The 20,016-nt window shown below is 36.8% G+C and carries 22 protein-coding genes; 16 read left to right on the forward strand and 6 right to left on the reverse strand.

Going from position 1 to position 20,016, the window contains the following annotated elements; all coding sequences use genetic code 11:
- Positions 1–162 precede the first annotated feature (162 nt).
- The 4 genes from ACZYRN_RS15810 to ACZYRN_RS15825 form a co-directional block, all read right to left on the reverse strand.
- Entirely contained in the window at positions 163–717 is a 555-nt protein-coding gene (locus tag ACZYRN_RS15810) for an NADPH-dependent FMN reductase (protein WP_488912593.1), read from the reverse strand.
- 108 nt (positions 718–825) lie between these two features.
- Positions 826–1,116 (reverse strand): hypothetical protein, encoded by a 291-nt coding sequence (locus ACZYRN_RS15815; RefSeq protein ID WP_488912594.1) that lies wholly within the window; start codon positions 1,114–1,116, stop codon positions 826–828.
- Between the two features lie 32 nt (positions 1,117–1,148).
- On the reverse strand, positions 1,149–1,559 hold the full coding sequence (locus ACZYRN_RS15820; RefSeq protein ID WP_488912595.1) for a riboflavin kinase: 411 nt from the start codon (positions 1,557–1,559) through the stop codon (positions 1,149–1,151).
- A gap of 147 nt (positions 1,560–1,706) precedes the next feature.
- Entirely contained in the window at positions 1,707–2,792 is a 1,086-nt protein-coding gene (locus ACZYRN_RS15825; RefSeq protein ID WP_488912596.1) for an LLM class flavin-dependent oxidoreductase, read from the reverse strand.
- A 529-nt stretch (positions 2,793–3,321) separates the two neighbouring features.
- Between ACZYRN_RS15825 and ACZYRN_RS15830 the strand changes: the two genes are divergently transcribed.
- The 3 genes from ACZYRN_RS15830 to ACZYRN_RS15840 all read left to right on the forward strand — a co-directional run bounded on the left by ACZYRN_RS15830 (position 3,322) and on the right by ACZYRN_RS15840 (position 7,113).
- Positions 3,322–4,671 (forward strand): MFS transporter, encoded by a 1,350-nt coding sequence (locus ACZYRN_RS15830; protein ID WP_488912597.1) that lies wholly within the window; start codon positions 3,322–3,324, stop codon positions 4,669–4,671.
- A gap of 84 nt (positions 4,672–4,755) precedes the next feature.
- Positions 4,756–4,986 carry a hypothetical protein gene (locus tag ACZYRN_RS15835; RefSeq protein WP_488912598.1) on the forward strand — a complete coding sequence of 77 codons (231 nt, stop codon included), beginning with the start codon at positions 4,756–4,758 and terminating at the stop codon, positions 4,984–4,986.
- Positions 4,987–5,724: 738 nt separating this feature from the next.
- The gene (locus ACZYRN_RS15840; protein WP_488912599.1) at positions 5,725–7,113 is read left to right on the forward strand and encodes an MFS transporter; all 1,389 of its coding nucleotides are present in this window, start codon (positions 5,725–5,727) and stop codon (positions 7,111–7,113) included.
- 78 nt (positions 7,114–7,191) lie between these two features.
- Here the strand turns inward: ACZYRN_RS15840 and ACZYRN_RS15845 are convergent, their stop codons facing one another.
- Together ACZYRN_RS15845 and ACZYRN_RS15850 are read right to left on the reverse strand one after the other, a co-directional pair.
- A complete protein-coding gene (locus ACZYRN_RS15845; RefSeq protein ID WP_488912600.1) occupies positions 7,192–7,416 on the reverse strand; it encodes a hypothetical protein in 225 nt (74 codons plus the stop codon).
- A gap of 56 nt (positions 7,417–7,472) precedes the next feature.
- Positions 7,473–8,033: a recombinase family protein gene (locus ACZYRN_RS15850; protein ID WP_488912601.1), complete on the reverse strand. Its 561-nt coding sequence runs from the start codon at positions 8,031–8,033 to the stop codon at positions 7,473–7,475.
- A gap of 393 nt (positions 8,034–8,426) precedes the next feature.
- On the opposite strand from ACZYRN_RS15850, the gene ACZYRN_RS15855 reads away from it, so the two are divergent.
- From ACZYRN_RS15855 to ACZYRN_RS15915, 13 genes are all read left to right on the forward strand, one after another.
- Complete coding sequence (locus tag ACZYRN_RS15855; RefSeq protein ID WP_488912602.1) at positions 8,427–9,539, forward strand: ABC transporter substrate-binding protein; 1,113 nt, start codon at positions 8,427–8,429, stop codon at positions 9,537–9,539.
- Positions 9,529–10,362 (forward strand): alkaline phosphatase family protein, encoded by an 834-nt coding sequence (locus ACZYRN_RS15860; RefSeq protein WP_488912603.1) that lies wholly within the window; start codon positions 9,529–9,531, stop codon positions 10,360–10,362. The genes ACZYRN_RS15855 and ACZYRN_RS15860 overlap by 11 nt, the downstream gene beginning before the upstream one ends.
- A 116-nt stretch (positions 10,363–10,478) precedes the next feature.
- On the forward strand, positions 10,479–11,333 hold the full coding sequence (locus ACZYRN_RS15865; protein WP_488912604.1) for an ABC transporter permease: 855 nt from the start codon (positions 10,479–10,481) through the stop codon (positions 11,331–11,333).
- The gene (locus ACZYRN_RS15870; protein WP_488912605.1) at positions 11,330–12,202 is read left to right on the forward strand and encodes an ABC transporter permease; all 873 of its coding nucleotides are present in this window, start codon (positions 11,330–11,332) and stop codon (positions 12,200–12,202) included. Before ACZYRN_RS15865 ends, ACZYRN_RS15870 begins: the two co-directional genes overlap by 4 nt.
- The gene (locus ACZYRN_RS15875; RefSeq protein ID WP_488912606.1) at positions 12,202–13,215 is read left to right on the forward strand and encodes an ABC transporter ATP-binding protein; all 1,014 of its coding nucleotides are present in this window, start codon (positions 12,202–12,204) and stop codon (positions 13,213–13,215) included. Before ACZYRN_RS15870 ends, ACZYRN_RS15875 begins: the two co-directional genes overlap by 1 nt.
- A 27-nt stretch (positions 13,216–13,242) precedes the next feature.
- Entirely contained in the window at positions 13,243–14,025 is a 783-nt protein-coding gene (locus tag ACZYRN_RS15880) for a DeoR/GlpR family DNA-binding transcription regulator (RefSeq protein ID WP_488912607.1), read from the forward strand.
- Positions 14,026–14,158: 133 nt separating this feature from the next.
- Positions 14,159–15,031, forward strand: a complete 873-nt coding sequence (locus ACZYRN_RS15885; protein WP_488912608.1) for a Cof-type HAD-IIB family hydrolase — start codon at positions 14,159–14,161, stop codon at positions 15,029–15,031.
- Between the two features lie 29 nt (positions 15,032–15,060).
- On the forward strand, positions 15,061–15,354 hold the full coding sequence (locus tag ACZYRN_RS15890) for a DMT family transporter (protein WP_488912609.1): 294 nt from the start codon (positions 15,061–15,063) through the stop codon (positions 15,352–15,354).
- Positions 15,355–15,907: 553 nt separating this feature from the next.
- Positions 15,908–16,969, forward strand: a complete 1,062-nt coding sequence (rlmN, locus tag ACZYRN_RS15895; protein ID WP_488912610.1) for a dual-specificity RNA methyltransferase RlmN — start codon at positions 15,908–15,910, stop codon at positions 16,967–16,969.
- A gap of 464 nt (positions 16,970–17,433) precedes the next feature.
- A complete protein-coding gene (locus ACZYRN_RS15900; RefSeq protein WP_488912611.1) occupies positions 17,434–18,954 on the forward strand; it encodes a DUF8451 domain-containing protein in 1,521 nt (506 codons plus the stop codon).
- A 66-nt stretch (positions 18,955–19,020) separates the two neighbouring features.
- Positions 19,021–19,257: a hypothetical protein gene (locus ACZYRN_RS15905; RefSeq protein ID WP_488912612.1), complete on the forward strand. Its 237-nt coding sequence runs from the start codon at positions 19,021–19,023 to the stop codon at positions 19,255–19,257.
- Positions 19,258–19,274: 17 nt separating this feature from the next.
- Positions 19,275–19,520, forward strand: coding sequence for a hypothetical protein (locus ACZYRN_RS15910; RefSeq protein ID WP_488912613.1), 246 nt, complete (start codon positions 19,275–19,277; stop codon positions 19,518–19,520).
- A gap of 131 nt (positions 19,521–19,651) precedes the next feature.
- Positions 19,652–20,002, forward strand: a complete 351-nt coding sequence (locus tag ACZYRN_RS15915) for an ASCH domain-containing protein (protein ID WP_488912614.1) — start codon at positions 19,652–19,654, stop codon at positions 20,000–20,002.
- Positions 20,003–20,016 lie beyond the last annotated feature (14 nt).

Genomic DNA, 20,016 nt, shown 5'->3' on the forward strand with positions numbered 1-20,016 from the left:
AGTCTCCTTCTCTATACTTTGTCCTATTGAGTTAGGCTAATAAGCTACAGATCATAATCAATTTTCATTGATAGTGAGCTAGAAGCTGCAGCTTCTCTCTAAAACCCAGTATATAATAAATACCAAGAACCAGAGAAGGTGTAAATACATAACTTCTTCGTATTAGCTGGTAATAGATGATGAAACATTTAATTGTTTGTTCATGAAAACTAGACCATTTGCTAAACGTAGAAGCCTTTCGCTAACATCTTCATTTATAATCTCATTTTGTAAGTTAAAATGATCCGTATGAAGATAGACATGATTTGGTTCTACATATGCTCTAAAATAACTAGCAATCGGTTTTAATTGATGTTCAATGACCAAGTAATGCTGATATGTGCCGCCAGTAGCAACGAATCCCATCACTTTATTTCTAAAAGAATCTGTGGGAAGTAAGTCAAATAGATTTTTTAATGCCCCTGAAAGAGAAGCCTGAAAAATAGGCGTTCCTACTAGAAAGAAATCAGCAGAAGCAATTTTTTTCATCACGATTTTTGTGTCTTCTGAATACATACTTGGATTACGTCCATCGCAAAAATCCAATTTGTATTCTCTCAGATCAAGTAACTCGACTTCTACTTCTGGGTGATGTTTCTTTACTTCCTCAAGTACTTGATTTACAGCTACAGCTGTTTTAGATCCTACGATTGTTCCAGATATACCTAAAAGTTTCATACTAATCGCTCCTCGTCTCCTATATATAGGCTCTTCATTTAAAGCCTATAACTTGAATGTTCATCTGTATTAAAATCGATCTCATTTCCTTTGCCTGGCTCATATTCTTTAAATCGCTTTATGATCAAATTGTGGAATATGTTGGGTCCAAAACAGATTCAGTCTTGTTGTTAGCCCTCCGGGACCAAACTTTACTTTCTTGTTCCCAGAAATACAAAAATTCTGACAAAAGGAAAGAATCATTGTTCTTCTATTTGCGATATGGTTTACTCCTTGTTCATAAAACCAACGATCGATGGTATTGTAAATCCCTTTGTTAATGCCATATTGCTCATCACAGAACTTGAAAAAAAGCAAATCCGGAAGATTAAGGATTTCTTCAGATTGAAATTTCGTCATAAAAAAGCTCCTTCAATGTGTAATCTATGAGGCTATTCACCATGGTGAAAGAAACGGTTTGCTTGGTCAATATCAAGATTTAGTTGTTGAACTAGTTGGTCAATCGAGTTAAAGGCCTGTTCTTCACGAATGAAAAATAAAATGTCTAAAATTAATTGTTCACCATAAATATCCTGATTAAAATGAAGGATATGAACTTCTAAAGAAAGCGTTTTCTTTTCTCCTTTAAAGGTCGGCCTTATTCCGATGTTCAAGACTCCATTGTAAGAAGTATCTCCATAATGAACTTTTACCCCATACACTCCTTTTGGAAGTAAAGCTTCATTCTCTTGGTTGACTTGAAGATTCGCTGTGGGAAATCCAATGGTTCTGCCGATTTGGCGGCCATGGATGACTTCACCCATTAAAACAGTTTGTGTATAGTTATCTAGTACTTGCATCATTTCACCTACATTCTTATATTTATCTTGTTTTTAAATATTCTAAAGCAGCTAACTAAGTCAGCTTTTTTAGTTAGCTGCTTTAGGATATTTTCGTTATCAAGGAAAAGAAAGAAAAACGTAGCATCTACGTTTTTCTCCTTTATAGAATTACTGAACTAAAGCTTTTTCTTGAATAACTTCTTCTTGATTAAAATGAGGCATAACCCCTTTAGCAAACCGTTCCATAGCTTGCATCGTTTCTCTATGAGATAAACCTCCAAAATCGAAGTATAAAATAACTTCATCTAGTCCAGTCTTTTCAATTTCCTTCAACTTCTCTGTTACATAATCCGCATCACCAACGATAATACTCTTATCGCTTAAACTAGCAGTGGTCATTGTCTTAAGGTTCTCAACAATTTCTGCAAAATAACGGATATTTGGCGGAGCTGTAGATGGATCTTCAGGAAATGCAGGGACTAAACCAGTAAAATATTTCAACATTCTTTGTTTCGTTTTTTCTGCTTCCTCTTTTGAATCCGTCACATTAATAAAGTAAGAACAGCTTGCTTTTTTACCCGTGAATCCATGTTGTTTAGAGACATCATTGAACGTATTAATGGCGTTTTCCATCGTTCCGAAAACCATATTCGCTGCAAACGGAGCAAAGATAACATGTTCTCCCATTTCAGCAGCTTTTGTAATAGATGGTTCACTGAAAGCGGCTACATAAATAGGCAGATGATCTTGAACTGGTTTAGGCGTTAATTCAATCTCTGGGAAAGAGTAATGAGCACCTTGATGAGATAGAGTGCCCTGTTTCCAAGCCTTTTGAACAATATCTAAGCCTTCAAAGAAGATTTCACGGCTTTTAGTAAAGTCAACTCCAAATACGTCATACTCACGTTTATCATATCCACGTCCTGCTGAGAAAATGGCTCTGCCATTGCTTAATAAATCCAGTAAAGCATATTCTTCTGCTATGCGAATTGGATGGCTTGCAGGAAGCAAAACCGTTGCAGGAGCTAATTTAATACGTTTTGTTTTTGCAGCCACATAAGTAAGCAGCATGGCAGGTGAAGGTAAAATGCCTAATGCACTAAAATGATGCTCTGGCACCCAAACAGAATTAAAGCCTAAGTCTTCTGCATAAATACATTGTTCAGCTAAATCTAAAACCATTTGGTTAGGGTCTTTTCTTGTATCCCCATATTCGATTGGATTGTCAGTAAGAGTAAAGTAACCAATTTTCATAATATCCACCTCATCTGTAATTTTGTTCACCATCGATAAATTAAGTTTACTAATTGTGTTCTTGTTATACAACATAACAGACTGATCACAAGCTTGTAAAGATCTTTTTGAAAATTTTTTTCAGAATTTTCATTTACATAAATAGAATTATTCATTAGTATATAGTTATGAAAACGCAAACAATAAATTAAATTCACCAATCGTGAACAATTGATGTCGAAAATGATGATAATTACGTTTATTAATTTGAAAATTCTATAAGTAATATCTCATTTTTTTGTTATATAACAACGTCGTTGTGGAATTGTGGAAAGTGAGTGAATTTTGTGAACAGGATTATTTATAGATAGAATTCACGACTGGTGAAAAGATAACGCAAAGGAGTGATGTGATTCTCTTCATAAGATATAAATGAAAACGTTATCATTTGGGAGCTTATAGGGTTTATCAACAGAAACAAGGGAAGTCAAAGATTCTGTAATAGGGAATACATTGTATTTCTACTATAAAGAGAAAACGGGGGATGACTATGAGTTCAATAAATGTGGCAACAATGATTGATCAATCAAAATTTAATCGTTTTCATGGATTAGTATTATTCTGGTGTGCGTTCATTATCGTATTTGATGGGTATGATCTAGTCATTTACGGATCTGTTCTTCCATCACTTATGGAAGAATGGTCTTTAACGCCTAACCAGGCTGGAACATTAGGGAGTGTTGCCTTAATAGGCATGATGCTAGGGGCTCTTATCTTTGGTCCTTTGGCAGATAAAGTGGGAAGAAAAAATGTTATTTTATTTTGTATCGCTCTTTTCAGTTTGTTCACTGGGCTTATTGGAATATCGGATAGCTCACTTGAGTTTGGTATCTATCGATTTATCGCTGGACTAGGCTTGGGCGGTGTTATGCCAAATGCGATCGCCTTAATGACGGAATATTCGCCGAAATCACTCAAAAGTACATTAGTTTCAATTATGTTTAGTGGATATTCGGTAGGTGGAATGCTAGCTGCTGGTCTCGCTATCATCCTGCTGGGGCAATTTGGATGGAGATCTTTGTTCTTTGTAGGAGCTCTTCCTCTATTATTACTTCCCTTAATGTATAAAACCTTACCAGAATCACCGCGGTTTTTGCTGATTAAAAACGAATCGAATAAAATGGGACACATATTAACAAAAGTAAATCCTGCCTTTACTTACCGTGAAAATCAAACGTTCGAACAGATGAAAACGGAAGAAGCGGGAGCGCCGGTTATGAAGTTATTTAAAAGCGGACGCGCATTGAGTACGATTATGTTTTGGATTGCTTTCTTTATGTGTTTATTAATGATTTACGGGCTAAATACTTGGTTGCCAAAATTAATGGACGGAGCCGGATTGTCTGTATCTGGGTTGATGTTTTTACTCGTATTAAATTTCGGTGCTATTTTTGGCGCTATTTTCGGTGGTCAACTAGCGGACAAATGGAATCCTAAGGCTGTCTTGCTAATATTTTTTAGTTCAGCTGCTGTTTCATTAACGCTACTTGGCTGGGTGAACAATATCGTTCTATTATATGTTCTTGTAGCGATTGCCGGAGCCTCTACAATCGGCACCCAAATTATTTGTAACGCCTATATTTCTCAATATTATCCGACAGAAATGCGCTCGAGTGGGCTTGGGTGGGCATTAGGAATTGGACGATTAGGGGCGATCGCAGGTCCGTTGATTGGTGGAGTTCTTCTTACACTGAGTCTACCTTTTTATCAAAACTTCCTGGTATTTGCGATTCCTGGAATCCTTGGAGCGCTGGCTTTATGCTTTGTACAAGAAAAATACTCCACTAGTAAAGCAAGAGAAAGATATCTAGAAGAAGAAAAACTTAAATATGTAGAGTAGTAATGCGCAATGAAATTATTAATTCAAGGGTGCAAAATATTTTTTGCTCCCTATCTTTTTTTATAAAAACCGAGGTGAAGAAGAATGAACTTTGAAGACGTTATCTTTGCTTATGTAAAGGAACACCCTGGAACAAGCTTTAAGAAGATTTTTTCTTATTTAAATACAAAAAGTAAGAACTCTACAGCAGCGAGAGAAGACAGTTTGAAATCATCTCTTTGTAAAAAACTCCGTATATTAAAGAATGAAGGAAAGCTTCATAATATAGGTAATTCGTGGTATTTTGTGAATGGCAAAAACAATATGGATTCGTAAATAGAGATTAATGCGTGAAGGATCGTTTTGTCTTCTACAAAAAAATCTTTTTTAATTGGCGCTCTTGCCAGCCGATACTTTTTAGCAAGCGCACATTCAGACTCGCCTTCTCGATGGTCATTCTCAATAGTCTGAATTAATAATGTCTATTTGGCTTCTTATTTTGGCGATAAAGTTGATTTTTCTCCTCGCTATCCCCATAAAGCGCAAGATCCCATTTTAAATTATCAAATACAAAATTAGCAAGGCTTTGTTTTAAAACATTAATTAAGGGCAACTTACGTAAAAATTCATCAATTTCCAAGTGCGAAGATGAACTAAAATTAGCAAATCCAGGCGTGTATTATAAAAACGGTCCTTTTCTTAAACTATGTTTTTATCATCTTTCAAGCTTTAAGTCCTTTTATGGAAGAAATACAACTAAAATGGAAAAAGTTTTTTATATAGCGCTTACAAAATTGTATTGACGGAACAAAAAGAGGATGATATTCTACTTGTACGGTAATTAATTAGTTTATTAAACTAATTAATGATCCATCTCAAGATGCCGTGAAAATCTTTTTGGTATATTTTGAAAGGGATTTCAAAACGAAAAACAAAGCAAATTTCAAGAAGAAAGATAAGTTTTTGCTGGATATGGGAAGGATTTATGGATACACCTTTAAATATCCGAAAGTTCTGGTACTGATTTTAGGGAAAGCTTCTGATATATGCTTTTAACGTAATGGAGGGATAACAATGAATCAAAAAGCTACGGAAACAGGTTCTGCAAATGTGGAAGTTAGAAAATTTGGCATGAGAGATAAATTTGGTTATTTGTTTGGTGATTTCGGTAATGACTTTTTCTTTATGCTAGTAATGACATTCTTAATGGTTTTTTACACAGATGTTTTTCATATTAATGCGGCTACGGTAGGGGTCCTCTTTTTAGTTGCTCGACTGTGGGATGCTTTTGCGGATGTTGCATGGGGCCGGTTTATTGATACGAGAAAGCCTGGAAAGAACGGTAAATTTAAACCATGGATTTTCAGAATGTCCTTTCCGCTCGTGATTTCAGGTGTATTAATGTTCGTGACAATTCCAGGTATGTCGGATGGATTTTATATGGCATGGGCTTTCGTTACCTATATTGTCTGGGGAACTTTATACAGCACGGTGAACATTCCTTATGGCTCCATGGCGTCTGTCATTACGAGCGATCCTCTTGAGCGTACAGCATTATCCACTTGGAGAACGATGGGGGCAATGCTGGCAAGTTTAATCATTAATGTACTTGGCCCGCTCATTGTGTTCGTAGACAATAAGATAGATGCGAACCGTATGCTGATGGCAGCCGCTATTTTTGGTGTTCTGGCGATTGTTTGTTACATGGCATGCTATAAATTATCAACGGAACGTATTGTTGCACCTGAAAAAGAAAAAGTGAATATAGGTAAAACAATGAAAGGTCTTTTGAAAAATAAGCCATTAATTTTTATTTTGATCGCCTCTTTACTTTTTATGGTGAATACGATGCTGATTGGTACGGTGAATGTGTATTTATTTAAGGATTATTTCAGTAACGCAGCCGCTTTAAGTATCGTAGGCTTTATCCAAGCGGCATCTGTCTTTCTAGCCATTCCGTTAGTGTCACCACTTGTAGCTAGATTTGGCAAAAAAGAAACAGCGGCCGCAGGTATGTTGCTTGCAAGCGTTGTCTATACTCTTTTATACTTCATGCCAAACTTGACTTTAACGCCATTTATCGCCCTTTCAGCTGTTGGGATGTTTGGGTTTGCCTTCTTCAATTTAGTCGTTTGGGCATTCGTAACAGACGTAATCGATTATCATGAATATTTAACCGGTTTGCGGGAAGATGCCACGGTTTATTCGATCTATTCAATGGCTCGAAAAGTAGGCCAAGCGATTGCGGGCGGTCTCGGTGGTATTGCCATTGCAGCGGTTGGCTATGATGCCACTCGTGAGGCGCAAACGCAAAGCACACTTGATGGGATTCATGCACTCGCTACTTTAGTGCCTGCCGTCATCTATATAGTTGTTTTCCTTATTTTGGTATTCTTATATCCGTTGAATAAGAAACGGACAAACCAACTAGCTGCTGATTTAGCTGAAAAACGAAAAATATGACGAGCATAATTTAATATCAAAGAAAAAATCGTACCGATGAAGGTACGATTTTTTTCGTATATAAGCAGTCTTAACCTTTTAGAAGACGGGTGCTTTTTCGCTAATTTGAAGAGCACTTTGCAGATCATTGATCTCTTTTTGGATTTTTGAAAACCCTTGGATCTCAGGAGCGCTTTTTGTAGACAGCGGCCATTGTTGCTCAGCAGACTTCGCCATTTTTTCAAAAATGAGAAGAAACTGGGCGATGGTTTCGTCTGAAAGAACAGGTCGATGATTATAGGCCCAATACCAGCGTTCGTGCAACCAGGGGCAAAGTAAATCTGAGAAATAATCGAAAGAATTCCTTTGTCCGATGGATGCTACTCCATTTCATTGTTCTTATGCATCTTACGATACAATGTCATACGAGAAATACCAGCCTTCTCGGCAGCATCCGTACGACTCAACCCTTGGTCCATAAGATACAAGGCATACTTAACCTTTTCCTCATCGGTTTTCGGTCTTCCAGGATATTTTCCTCGTTTCCTTGCAGCAAGAATCCCTTCTTTTGTCCGTTCAGAAGTTAAATCTCTCTCAAATTGAGCAATACCCGCAAAGATAGTAAACAACATTTTCCCATGTGCTGTTGTTGTATCAAGCCAGGATTCCTTTAAACTTTTTAAGTGAGCTCCCTTTTGTGAGATCAGTTCTGTAATTTCAATCAGGTCTTTCGTAGAACGGGATAGACGAGTCAAATCCGTCACAACAACTGTATCGTCAACTCGCAAAAATTCTAACATACGATTCAACTCCGGTCGATCTCGTTTTGTTCCAGTTACTTTTTCAAAGAAAATGCGATCACATCCAAATTCTTCAAGTTGTTTCTTTTGACGATCTAAATTTTGATCAAATGTAGAAACACGCATATAACCAAACTTCATGTGCATCCTCTCCTCTACCAAACATTGTACCAAAAACCATTCATGATAAATATTGTTACAAATAATATTGTTACGTATTTTTGTTACACTCATTATATAAGTTAGCTAGACTAAAAGTTGTTCATGACTATATGTAACAATAATGGGTCGTTTTTGATACACCTAAAGCAACCGTCCATACGGACACAAAAATAATGAAAAGTGTATTTATTTCCGCGTTTTGCTACCGGGACCCCATTATGAGAATAAAAGCTGATGAATTGGACAAATAAAGAACTGATTTACAAAATCTTAACATCGGATTAATGTGGGATTAATGTTAACTGATTATGATTAAACAGTAATAAACAGTAATAAACATTAAAAATCCCACACCAAATGGAGGCACTTTTTATGAATTACACATTCAAGAAGAATTGTTACAAGTCTATTCAAGCTGTGATGTTAGGAGTGAGTGTACTAGGATTAGCTGCTTGTGGAGCTACTAAAGAGGAGGCTGCTCCAGTTGTTAAGGATCCAAGTTCGTTAACCCTGAAAGAAATTGAAACAAAGGCAAAAGAAGAGGGGACAATTAATAGTGTCGGTATGCCTGATTCATGGGCTAACTGGGGAGAAACGTGGAATGAGGTGATGAAAAAATATACATTGGAACACAATGATACAGATTTATCCAGTGCCGAAGAGATTGCCAAAATGGAATCTGAAGGAGAGAATGCAACAGCTGATATCGGCGATGTAGGGATTTCCTTTGGGCCAATCGCGGAACAAAAAGAATTAACGATGCCATATAAAACTTCCTATTGGGACGAGGTACCTGACTGGGCAAAAGATGACAACGGAGATTGGGTTGTTGGCTACCAAGGAACGATTGCATTCTTTACTAATAAAGAATTAGTAGATAACCCGCCAAAATCTTGGGATGACATATTAAAAGGAGATTATAAAGTAACAGTTGGAGATGTTCAGCGTGGTACACAGAACCAAATGGCCGTTCTTGCTGCCGCTATCGCTTACGGCGGTGATGAAACAAATCTCCAACCAGGAATTGACTATTTTACTAAGCTTGCCAAGCAAGGCCGCCTTAGCTTAACTGATGCCAAGCCGGCTAACATCGAAAAGGGGGAAGTGGAAGTTGCCCTTGTTTGGGATTTCAATGCTCTTGGTTACGCTGACCAAATTAACCGCGATCAATTTGAAGCCACCATTCCAAGTGAAGGTTCAGTCGTAAGCGGCTACGCAACTATTATTAACAAATATGCAAAGCATCCGCATGCGGCGATGGCAACTAGAGAATATATCTTAAGCGATGAAGGACAAATTAACTTAGCTAAAGGATTTGCCCGTCCAATTCGCGATGTAGAACTTCCGAAAGAAGTAGCTGAAAAAATGGTTCCAGAAGAACAGTACAAAAATGCAAAACCAATTGAAGATTACAAAACTTGGGAAGAAACGGCTAAAAATTTACCGCAGCTTTGGCAAGAAGAGGTGTTAGTCCATGTCAAATAAAGTAATAGCAATTGTTGTTGATGGTATGAGATATGATAAAGCATGTGAGGCTCTTGGATTTATTCAACATCTAGTTGAAACAAATCAGGCAGCACTTTACAAAGTAAAGTCGGAACTCCCAAGTCTTTCTCGTCCATTATATGAAGTGTTACTAACGGGTACACCGGCATCAGTGAACGGAATTACGTCCAATCAAGCCGTTCGTCTATCTACTGAGAAAAGTCTCTTTCACCTTACGAAAGAAAACGGCTTAAGAAACGGAACGGTATCGTATTACTGGGTAAGCGAACTTTATAATCGCGCGCCATTCCATTTTATTGAAGATCGTGAGCAAGAGGATGAATCTAAGCCGATTCAATATGGAAAATTTTATTGGGACGATGACTATCCAGACAGTCATGTGTTAATGGATGCAGAAGCCTTGCGCAGAAAGTATGACCCGCACTTTTTATATATCCATCCGCTCGGTGTAGATGTAAAAGGAGAAATTTTCGGTTCAGAATCGAAAGAATATCGTGAACAAATCTTAAAAATGGGAAGCTTGTTGGCACAACTTTTGCCAATTTGGATCAAAGAAGGTTACCACATTTTAATTACATCTGATCATGGCATGAGTGAATATGGCAACCATGGCGGCATAACTGATGGTGAGCGTGATGTACCGCTCTTTATCATTAGTCCAAAAGTTGAGCCTGGCGTTTACAGTGAAGTGATTCCACAATTAGCTTTTGCACCGCTCGTTTGTGAACTTTTAAATATTGAGCCGTCCAATAAAATGATTTCATATCAATTGCCAGGTCTGAAAGGGAAAATTACCCTTTAAAAAAGATACACTATTCAACATTAAAATGAAGAATGAAGGTTGACTGGAATTGGTTTAACGAACGTACTGTTAAACCAATTCCCAAATTGTTAGAGAACATAAAGGAGCGAGAAGTCTTGCAAAAAATAAAAAAACAAAAAATTTATTTATTAGCTCTTTTACTACCATTTATTATGTTTGTGATTGGATTTGAAATAGGACCATTAGTGGCAATGATTAAAAATAGTTTTTATGCAGACGATGGAATTCAAGTTACGATTAATCAATATATCACCATATTTAAAAGTAAATTTTACTTACAAGCCATTCAAAATAGCCTTGTCATTTCCTTATTTTCTGCTGTAACTTCTGTGATTATAGCAGTCATTGCAGCTTATTCGTTTACAAAGTTCTCACAAAAAATACAAAATCGTTTATTGATGATTGCCAATATGACGTCGAACTTTGAGGGGATTCCCCTTTCATTTTCATATATTATTTTACTTGGAAACAATGGGTTGTTTACGTTGCTTTTTTCTAAGATTGGTTGGGATGTGTTTGCAGATTTTAATTTATATTCATGGACAGGTCTCATTCTTGTTTATATTTATTTTCAAATTCCGCTTGCTGTTATGCTCATCTACCCGTCTTATCAAGGAATTAAGAAACAATGGAAAGAAGCCTCTTCATTATTAGGAGGTTCAACATTATCATTTTGGTTTCACATTGGGATTCCAGTTCTTTTACCTAGTATTGTAGGTACATTCAGTATTTTGTTTGCTAATGCGATGGGAGCTTACGCTACAGCCTATGCATTGGTCGGTAGCAACTATAACTTATTGTCATTGCAAATTGCCTCTCTAGTTGCTAGTGACGTTGCATTAAAGCCGCAGCTAGGTAGTGCGATGGGAGTTCTTCTAGCAGCGACCATGATAGGGGCGATGTGGTTCAATGAACGAATGATGCGTCGCATTAGGAGGGATTTACGATGAAATCTTCATTGACTTTTCATAAAGTGATGGTTGGATTACTAGTTATGTATTTATTAATTCCGCTTGTAGGAACATTATTATTCTCGATTGCTGGTAAATGGGATCATACCATTTTACCTGAGAGTTATACAATGAAATGGTATATTGAATTGTTTCAAGATGAACGGTTTTATGATGCTTTTCGAAGAACGCTGTTTTTAATTGTCATGTCTGTAGGTCTTAGTGTTGTTATTATGCTTCCGACTATTTTTATCGTTACAGTATATTTCAGTAAATGGGAAGGATTGCTTCAAGCAGCAGCCATGCTTCCTTATGGAATTCCTCCCATTGTTGGAGCTGTTGGATTAATCAAGGTATATTCAGATGGGCCGATTCAAATTGCCGGAACACCATGGATTTTAATTGGTGCTTATTTCATAATCATTTTACCATTTATGTATCAAGGTATTCGTAACAGTCTTCGTACACTTAATGCTGTACAGTTGGTTGATGCAGCTGAATTACTAGGTGCCACAAAATTCCAGGCGTTTCGCACAGTGGTATTTCCAAATATTATATCTGGTATTTTAGTGTCTACCTTATTATCAGTCGCTCTTTTATTTAGTGAGTTTGCTTTTGCCAATTTGCTTGTCGGGGGCCGATTTGAAACCATTCAAATTTATCTTGCCGACAAACTAAACAGCAGTGGTCACTTAACAAGTGCAATTGTTATTACTTATTATTCAATGATTTTACTGTTAACGGGGACTGTATTAAAACTGACGTTTAGAAACGAAAAAAAGCCTGGCGTGTCAAATAAGAAGCGAATTCTTTCATATTTAAAAAAACAATACCGTCATAAAAATACTGCTTTAGAAGGTGAAAACTAATGAGCTATGTAACCATCGATCAAGTGACTAAGGGGTATGAAAATCAAGTCGTTTTAAATAATATTTCTTTAACATTAAAAAAAGGAGAATTTGCTACACTTCTTGGGCAAAGCGGATGCGGAAAAAGTACATTATTACGTTCCATTGCAGGGCTTGAAGACGTTGATGTAGGAAGAATCTTAATTGATGGAAAAGATATTACTAATGTATCACCGCGTCAGCGTGAAGTCGGTATGGTGTTTCAGTCTTATGCGCTTTTCCCGAATATGAGCGTTTTTGATAATATCGCGTACGGCCTTAAAATGAAGAAGGTAAAAAATATTAAATCAAGAGTGAAAAAGATGATTGATATGGTTGATTTAATAGGAAAAGAAGAGTCTTATCCTCATCAATTATCTGGTGGACAACAGCAGAGGGTTGCTCTTGCCCGTGCGCTTGTCATGGAGCCGAAAGTACTTCTTTTGGATGAGCCGTTAAGCGCATTGGATGCTAAAATTAGAAAAAGTTTGCAAAAAGAATTAAAGAGAATACAAAAAGAATTAGATATTACAACTATTTTTGTTACGCATGATCAGGAAGAAGCAATGACGATGTCTGATCGAATTTTTGTCATGAATAAAGGAAATGTTGTACAATCCGGTTCTCCATCAGAAATTTATACCTCTCCAGTCAATACATTTGTTGCAAAATTTATCGGAAATTATAATGTTTGTAATATGGAAGTTTTCCGTAAACTTGTTCGCAGCACAGAAATAAAAGGGAATGAAGTCGCCATTCGTCCTGAAGTTTTACAATTAGTTTCTGTTGGTGAGGATAGCTTGGATTTACAAGAGAACTGGGGAATTAAAGGGTTTATTAAAGATGTTTCCATGACAGGGAATGTTTTAAGATATGAAGTAGAAACAGAGGAGTCCGCTTTCCATGTAGACTATCTTCACCAACGAGGGAAAATATTTGAGCAAGGAGCACGCGTTCATATTCTTGTACCGAAGAAAGAATGCATTATTTTATAAATTATTAATGATCGTGGAGGAAGAGATATGTCTGTTTTGCCAGAAGAAAGAAAGAATGACATTTTAAAACAACTTAACAAAATGGGAAAAGTAAAAGTTATGGAATTAGTTGATCAATTTAATGTTTCAGAGGAAACAATTCGACGCGATTTGATGATATTAGAGGAAAAAGAACTTTTAAAGAGGGTTTACGGTGGAGCGATTAAAACAGTCTTTGAATTTGAGGAACCTCCATTCACACAGCGTACAACGGTGAATCGAGAAGCGAAAGTTAAGGTTGGGAAAAAAGCAGTAGAACTCATTTCTAATGGAGATGTGATTGTCATTGATGTAGGGACAACCATGCTTGAATTTGCGCAGTGTATTGAAAATAAAAAAGACATTACTATTTTAACCAATTCTCTTCCTGTGTCGTCTGTGTTGACCGAATCGCTCAATCAAAATAAGTTTACAGGACAAATTCTATTACTAGGTGGACAAATTGATCCAAAGCAGCAATCTATATGCGGCGGTCTCACTGAACAAATGTTAAATCAATTTAATATTGATAAAGCGTTCATTTCAGCTGGCGGTGTTTCTATTCAAAATGGGGTTAGTAATTATCATCTACATGAAACATTAGTTTCACGCAAGATGGTCGAGGTATCAAAGCAAGTTATCATGCTAACGGATTACTCCAAAATGGGTGTCGATACATTTTGTAAAGTTTGTCCTCTAGAAAAAGTCGATGTGATTGTCTGCGAGCAACCATTTCCAGAGGAATGGAGAAATCATTCAAAATTAGAGGAAATCAATTGGATTCAAGCATAGTCAATCCATAAAAGGACATATCGAGACGGAAGAGGGAGTTCTCTCTCTTTTTTGATTGGATTTTTATTGATAGCAGGTAAAAAAAGCTAGAAAGAAAATTTAATAGATAGAATGAGAAAAGGAGCTATATAGCATGAGTTTCATTGCGATAGATTTAGATGGAACATTATTAAACGACCAGAATGAAATTAGTGAAGAAAATATAAAGGCGATTCAATATGCCCAAGATAGAGGCTTTGAAGTAGTTATTTCAACAGGACGGGCTTATTTTGACGTTCAAAAAATTTGTGGAAAAGCCGGGATTTCCCCATTTGTAATCGGGACAAATGGCGCAACCATTCATTCAAAAAGCGGAACGTGCATTTCTTCTATTACGATAACTAAAGATCGTGTCGAATCTATTCTCCAATGGTTAGATGAACGGAATTATTATTACGAAGTGTTTACTGATAAAGCCATTTATACTCTTAAAAAGGGAAGAGAACATTTCTATAATGAGATTCAAAGTTTGAAAAGCGCAGATTTGGATACAGATATGAAAGAATTAGTTGAAGTAGCGGAAAGACAATTTGATCAGTTTGGATATGTTTTAGTTGAAAACTATCATGATATCTTAAAACAGGAGGAAGAGTTTTATAATATTTTAGCATGTTCGTTTGATAAAAAGAAATTAGAGGAAGTATGGAACCATTTCAAAAAATTTGATGAGTTGATGGTTGTTTCATCTGCTGATCATAACATTGAAGTTACTAGTAAAAGAGCTTCAAAAGGAACGGCCCTTGAAAAATTGGCTTTCATGATGAATAGCTCCTTAGATCAGGCTATGGCAATCGGGGACAGCAACAATGATTTATCCATGTTCCAGAAAGTTGGATACAGCGTAGCGATGGGAAATGCGAAAGATGTCATAAAAGCTGTTTGTACAACGACAACCCTTAAAAATGATGAGAATGGGGTAGCTTATGCGATTTATCGATATATGGAGAACTTCGTGGTTCAAAAATAAGTGTCAATGACGAAGGAGAGAGCGATAAAATGGCATGGTTCTATATCATAATGGCAGGAATTTTGGAAATTGTCTGGGTGATTGGTCTTAAATATTCACACGGATTCACCAAAATGATACCTAGTATAGCAACGGTAGTTATTATAATCTTTAGTTTCTTTTTGCTTTCAAAAGCTTTACATTCAATTCCCTTAGGAACTGGTTACGCCATTTTTACTGGATTGGGAACGGTGGGAACAGTAGTAAATGGGATGCTTTTTTGGAGAGAGACCATTAATCCACTGAAAGTATTTTTTGTGGCTTTAATGATATTAGGAATATAAGTCCATTTTTCTTTTTGAAAAAGAAGGAGCCCATTTTATCGATTCGGTAAAATCAATACCGGGCTCTAAATCCACCATGTTACTCCCACTTTCAGAAGCACACTAAAACGGAAAAAATATGATAAAGTGAAGATACGTATAAAGTGAAACTTCCATCCGTGGGGGGTTAGGCCTGCAGGATGTGGGTCATGCAGACGTTGTCACAGGACGTGACGATCTTAGTCTGCGTTCTACTAGCCCCACTGATTTGAGGAACTCAGGTAAAGAGCGCCGCGTCCTGTGGCAATACCTGAGTGACCAAGCTCAGCCTGGCCCGAACCAATCGGGCCTTTACGGGCAGTTTATCCCCCACTTATCCTCCATCGATTCCCTTAAGTCTTGAAGTAGGGGTTTTATTGGCCGTTAATCTGCGATAAAAATGAAGGTTAGGCAGCGTCAGTCTGTCTAACCTTGCTTTTTGGAGAAATTGGAACGATAATAAACGGGTTGCTTGTTTAGGCAGCAGTAGCGTAGAATAGGGTTAAATTTTAGAGCTTTGAAGAGAGGGTTACAAATGAAGAAAGAATCCATTTACGGGTTGACTTTTGATCAACTAGAAGAATGGCTTATGGGATATGGGCATAAAAAGTTTCGTGCATCTCAAGTTTGGGATTGGCTATATAGGAAGCGGATAACAAGCTTCTCTGACATGATTGATGTCAATCAAGAGTGTGTTCAGTTATTAGCTGATCACTTTGTCATTCAAACATTAAATGAGCATATTAAGCAGGAATCTGCAGATGGAACGGTTAAATTTTTGTTCAGGTTACAAGATGGCAATTTGATTGAAACGGTATTGATGAGACATAAATTTGGTTTATCCGTTTGTGTTACAACGCAAGTCGGCTGTAACATTGGCTGCAGTTTTTGCGCGAGTGGACTATTAGCGAAAACACGTGATTTATCCAGTGGGGAAATCGTAGAACAGATTATGAATGTGCAGCATCATTTGGATAAAGCGAATCAAGGTGAAAAAGTAAGTCATGTTGTGGTTATGGGAATTGGTGAACCTTTTGATAACTTTGACAACCTTATTAACTTCATACGAGTGATTATTGATCAAAAAGGGCTTGAAATCGCCGCAAGGCACATAACCGTGTCAACGAGCGGGCTTGCAGATAAAATTTATGAGTTCACGGATACAAAGTTACCCGTAAACTTAGCTATATCATTGCATGCGCCAAATGATGAACTTCGAACGCAGATTATGAAAATAAACCGTGCTATTCCGATAGAAAAATTAATGAAGGCTGTTGACTATTATTTAGAAAAAACGAACCGGAGAATTACATTTGAATATATTTTATTGAAGGATGTAAATGATCATAAGGAAGACGCCCTTCAACTCGCCGAATTGATTGGAGAAAAGCGGCAGTACGTTAACTTAATCCCTTATAATCCGGTTGATGAACATAGCCAATATCAAAGAAGCAGTCCGGAATCGGTGATGGCCTTTTATGATACATTGAAAAAGAAAGGCATTAACTGTGTTGTTCGTCAAGAACATGGAACGGATATAGATGCTGCCTGTGGACAACTAAGAAGCAAACAAATTAAAAAAGCCCGCGTTCAATAACTTAATAAAAACGTGCAGCGCGAAAACAGCGAAAGAAAAAAGAAGCTAAGACCCCATTTAGCTTCTTTTTTCTTTTGCAATAAGGTACATTTTGTTGTGGTATTTTTCGACTTAGTGAATATAAGTATATCAGTGAACTAAATATGTAACATAATAAACACATAGGAAAAGAGTATCCGTTTTCCCTATGTGTTATTCAATTGGTTACAAATTGGAACTATTTTAATAACTATTTTAAAATAGTTTTTTTGGTGGAATCGCACAAAAATAATAAGGTTGTTTTTGTAAAAGTGTTCCGCTTGGATTTTTATATTAAAATAGTTTTGTATTGAGTTGAGTCGTCTAAATGAGCTTTTTGTACAATGAAAAAAGTCGATAAGTTATCGAGAGGAGAGTAGGTCTAAGTAAAAGGTGATAAAATAAAATAAAGAAGGAACAAATAGAGGATAAGAGGGAGATTGAACTTGAATAAAAATATAAATCATCCACCTGATTATTCATCCGCTCCACAGGATAACTTAATCTTAGAACACTACGGAATAAATGAACTTAATTTCGAATCCATTAAAAATTACCGATATAAGTTTTCAGCTATTACACCAAATCATCCATGGAATGGGCTTGAAACAAAAGAGTTTTTGTATAAAATCGGTGCATGGGGAAAGGTACGAAATACGAGTAAGGAAGGCTTAACTATTGCCGGACTATTGATGTTCAGTGAGGAACGGATTATTACGGAGGTTTTGCCGCAATATTTTCTTGAATATAGAGAAAGCTTACAAGGGACCGAAAAAGGGAATTGGTCCAAACGCTTTACTTCACAAGATGGAACGTGGTCAGGGAATGTTTTTGATTTTTACTTTAAAGCCCGTGCGGATCTAGCTGCTGATTATCCTATTTTAGATGAAAATAATCGTTTTGATCAGTCTGTTGAGAAGACTGAGCTGTCTTGCTTACATGAAGCACTGATCAATGCATTAGTTCATTCAGATTATTATGGAGGCGGCGGAGTTGTCATTGAAAAAGAAAAAGATTTATTTCGGTTTTCAAATCCTGGTCTTTTTCGCATATCAATAGAACAAGCGTTAGAAGGCAATATGAGCAATCTTCGCAACCCCAATCTTTTTAAAATGTTTATTTTAATAGGATTATGTAGGAGGACCGGTTCAGGGTTGAAAAGTATTAAAACAGCATGGGAAAAGGATAGAGGGGAAACTTTAGATATAATTCAAGCACCAGAGCCGGAAAGAACCATTCTTACGTTACATGTAAAACTAAATTCGTTAGAGAAAGAAGAACAACTAGATGAAATAGATGAAAGCGATCTTTTTATCTTTCAGGAAGACGAAGAACCCGTAACGAAGCAATTCCAGCATACGGAAGACTCCATGAATAACGGAGTAAACTCCGTTAATAGAGAAGAAAGCTCCTATATTAAGGATGATAGCTCTGCTAATATAGAAGATTACTCCGTCAATAAAGGTGAATACTCCATAAATAAGGAAACGAGCTCCTGTATTAACAGTATAAATGATATTGAGTCCGATAATAGGGTTGTAAACTCCGTTAATAAAGAGGAAGATTCATTTATTCATACTCTGAAGTCCGATAATAGTGAAGTACACGTAACCAATCATGAAAACACAGATAGAGCGGCAAGTAATTCGATAGATAAACAACAAGGAAAAGCAAAAGATCTCTCATCATTAAAGGAAGTCGAGGAAGTACTATGGGAGATTTCAGAACTCGCCAGAAGGAAAAGACGTTTGCAGCCAAGTACGATGGAAGAGATTATCGTCAGACTTTGCGCTCAAAAGCCGTTAATGTTAAAGGAGCTGGCACATTTCTTAGAGAGAACGCCTGATGGGTTAAGAAATAATTATTTAGCCAAGTTATTAAGTAAAGGAAAGATAGGACTAAAATATCCAGACCAGTTAAATCACCCGAAGCAAGCTTACATGGTTGCTGAAAAAAAAGACCAGTGAATTCAATACGTGTTTAATTCAGGAAAAAGAAATATTAAAATAATGTTAATGAGGAGCAATAGCCAAATGGGACAATGCAGTATTGATCATTCACAAAAGGATGTAATAAAAAAGTTTGAAAGCCAGCATGACTTTTTACCGGCAGCTCTATATGAAGAGTTGGAGTCATTATTAAAGAAAGAGCATTCACAGAAAGCGTTAAATGAGCTATTTCATTTATTTAAAAAATATGACCTAGCTTCTAAGGAAGAGCAGGGGATCAGAAATCAAAAATTAAGGCAGTTGATCAATAGCAACAAGTAGACAAAGGGGGAGAAAAAATGGCTTTCTTCTTGGTCGGCCTTGTTTTGTGGGGGTTAATTGGAGCGGCCTTGCTTTTATTTATATGGGCGTTATGGAAAAAATCGTGGAGAGCATTCGTTTGGAGTGGAATAGCTCTTTTACTACCCGTACTTTCTGTATATATTGGTGGTGCAGAGGGCTGGTTTAAAGCATCTTTCCTTTTGCCACTGGCTCTCTTTCTTCTGGCCTACTATGTTAAAAAAAGAACAGCGCGGCTTTTCTAAGTTATAAAGAAAAGAATGAACGCTTTCTTTTTTAAGAAGAATGCCCGGCAATTTTAAAGAAGGGGATACTATGAAAAAATAGAATATGGTAAAGTGGAAGCCTATAACAATACAAAAAAGGTGGTTTTAAGATGACGAAAGAACATGAAAATGTAGTTTTACCCCCTAAAACGTGCACGATTGAGCGTTTAGTAACAGTGGAAGAGGATGTTAAGAAAGTATTGAATGGCGAAAAAACAGCTACGCGCCGCAATGGCCGCTATGCAGATGTTGGTGAAGTAATGACGCTTGATGGCCATGATTTCGTAGTGGAGCGTGTTTATTCACAAGCACTTGGTGAATTAACGGATGAGCATGCTAAGCAGGAAGGCTATGCAACGGTTGAGGACTATAAAAATTCAATTTTATCGTATCATCCAAATATGCCGTGGCTTCCGCAAATGCGTGTATGGGTGCATGAATTCCGTGCTGTTCAGAATTGATTTTATGTAAAGGG

This window comes from Domibacillus sp. F004 (assembly GCF_057814295.1).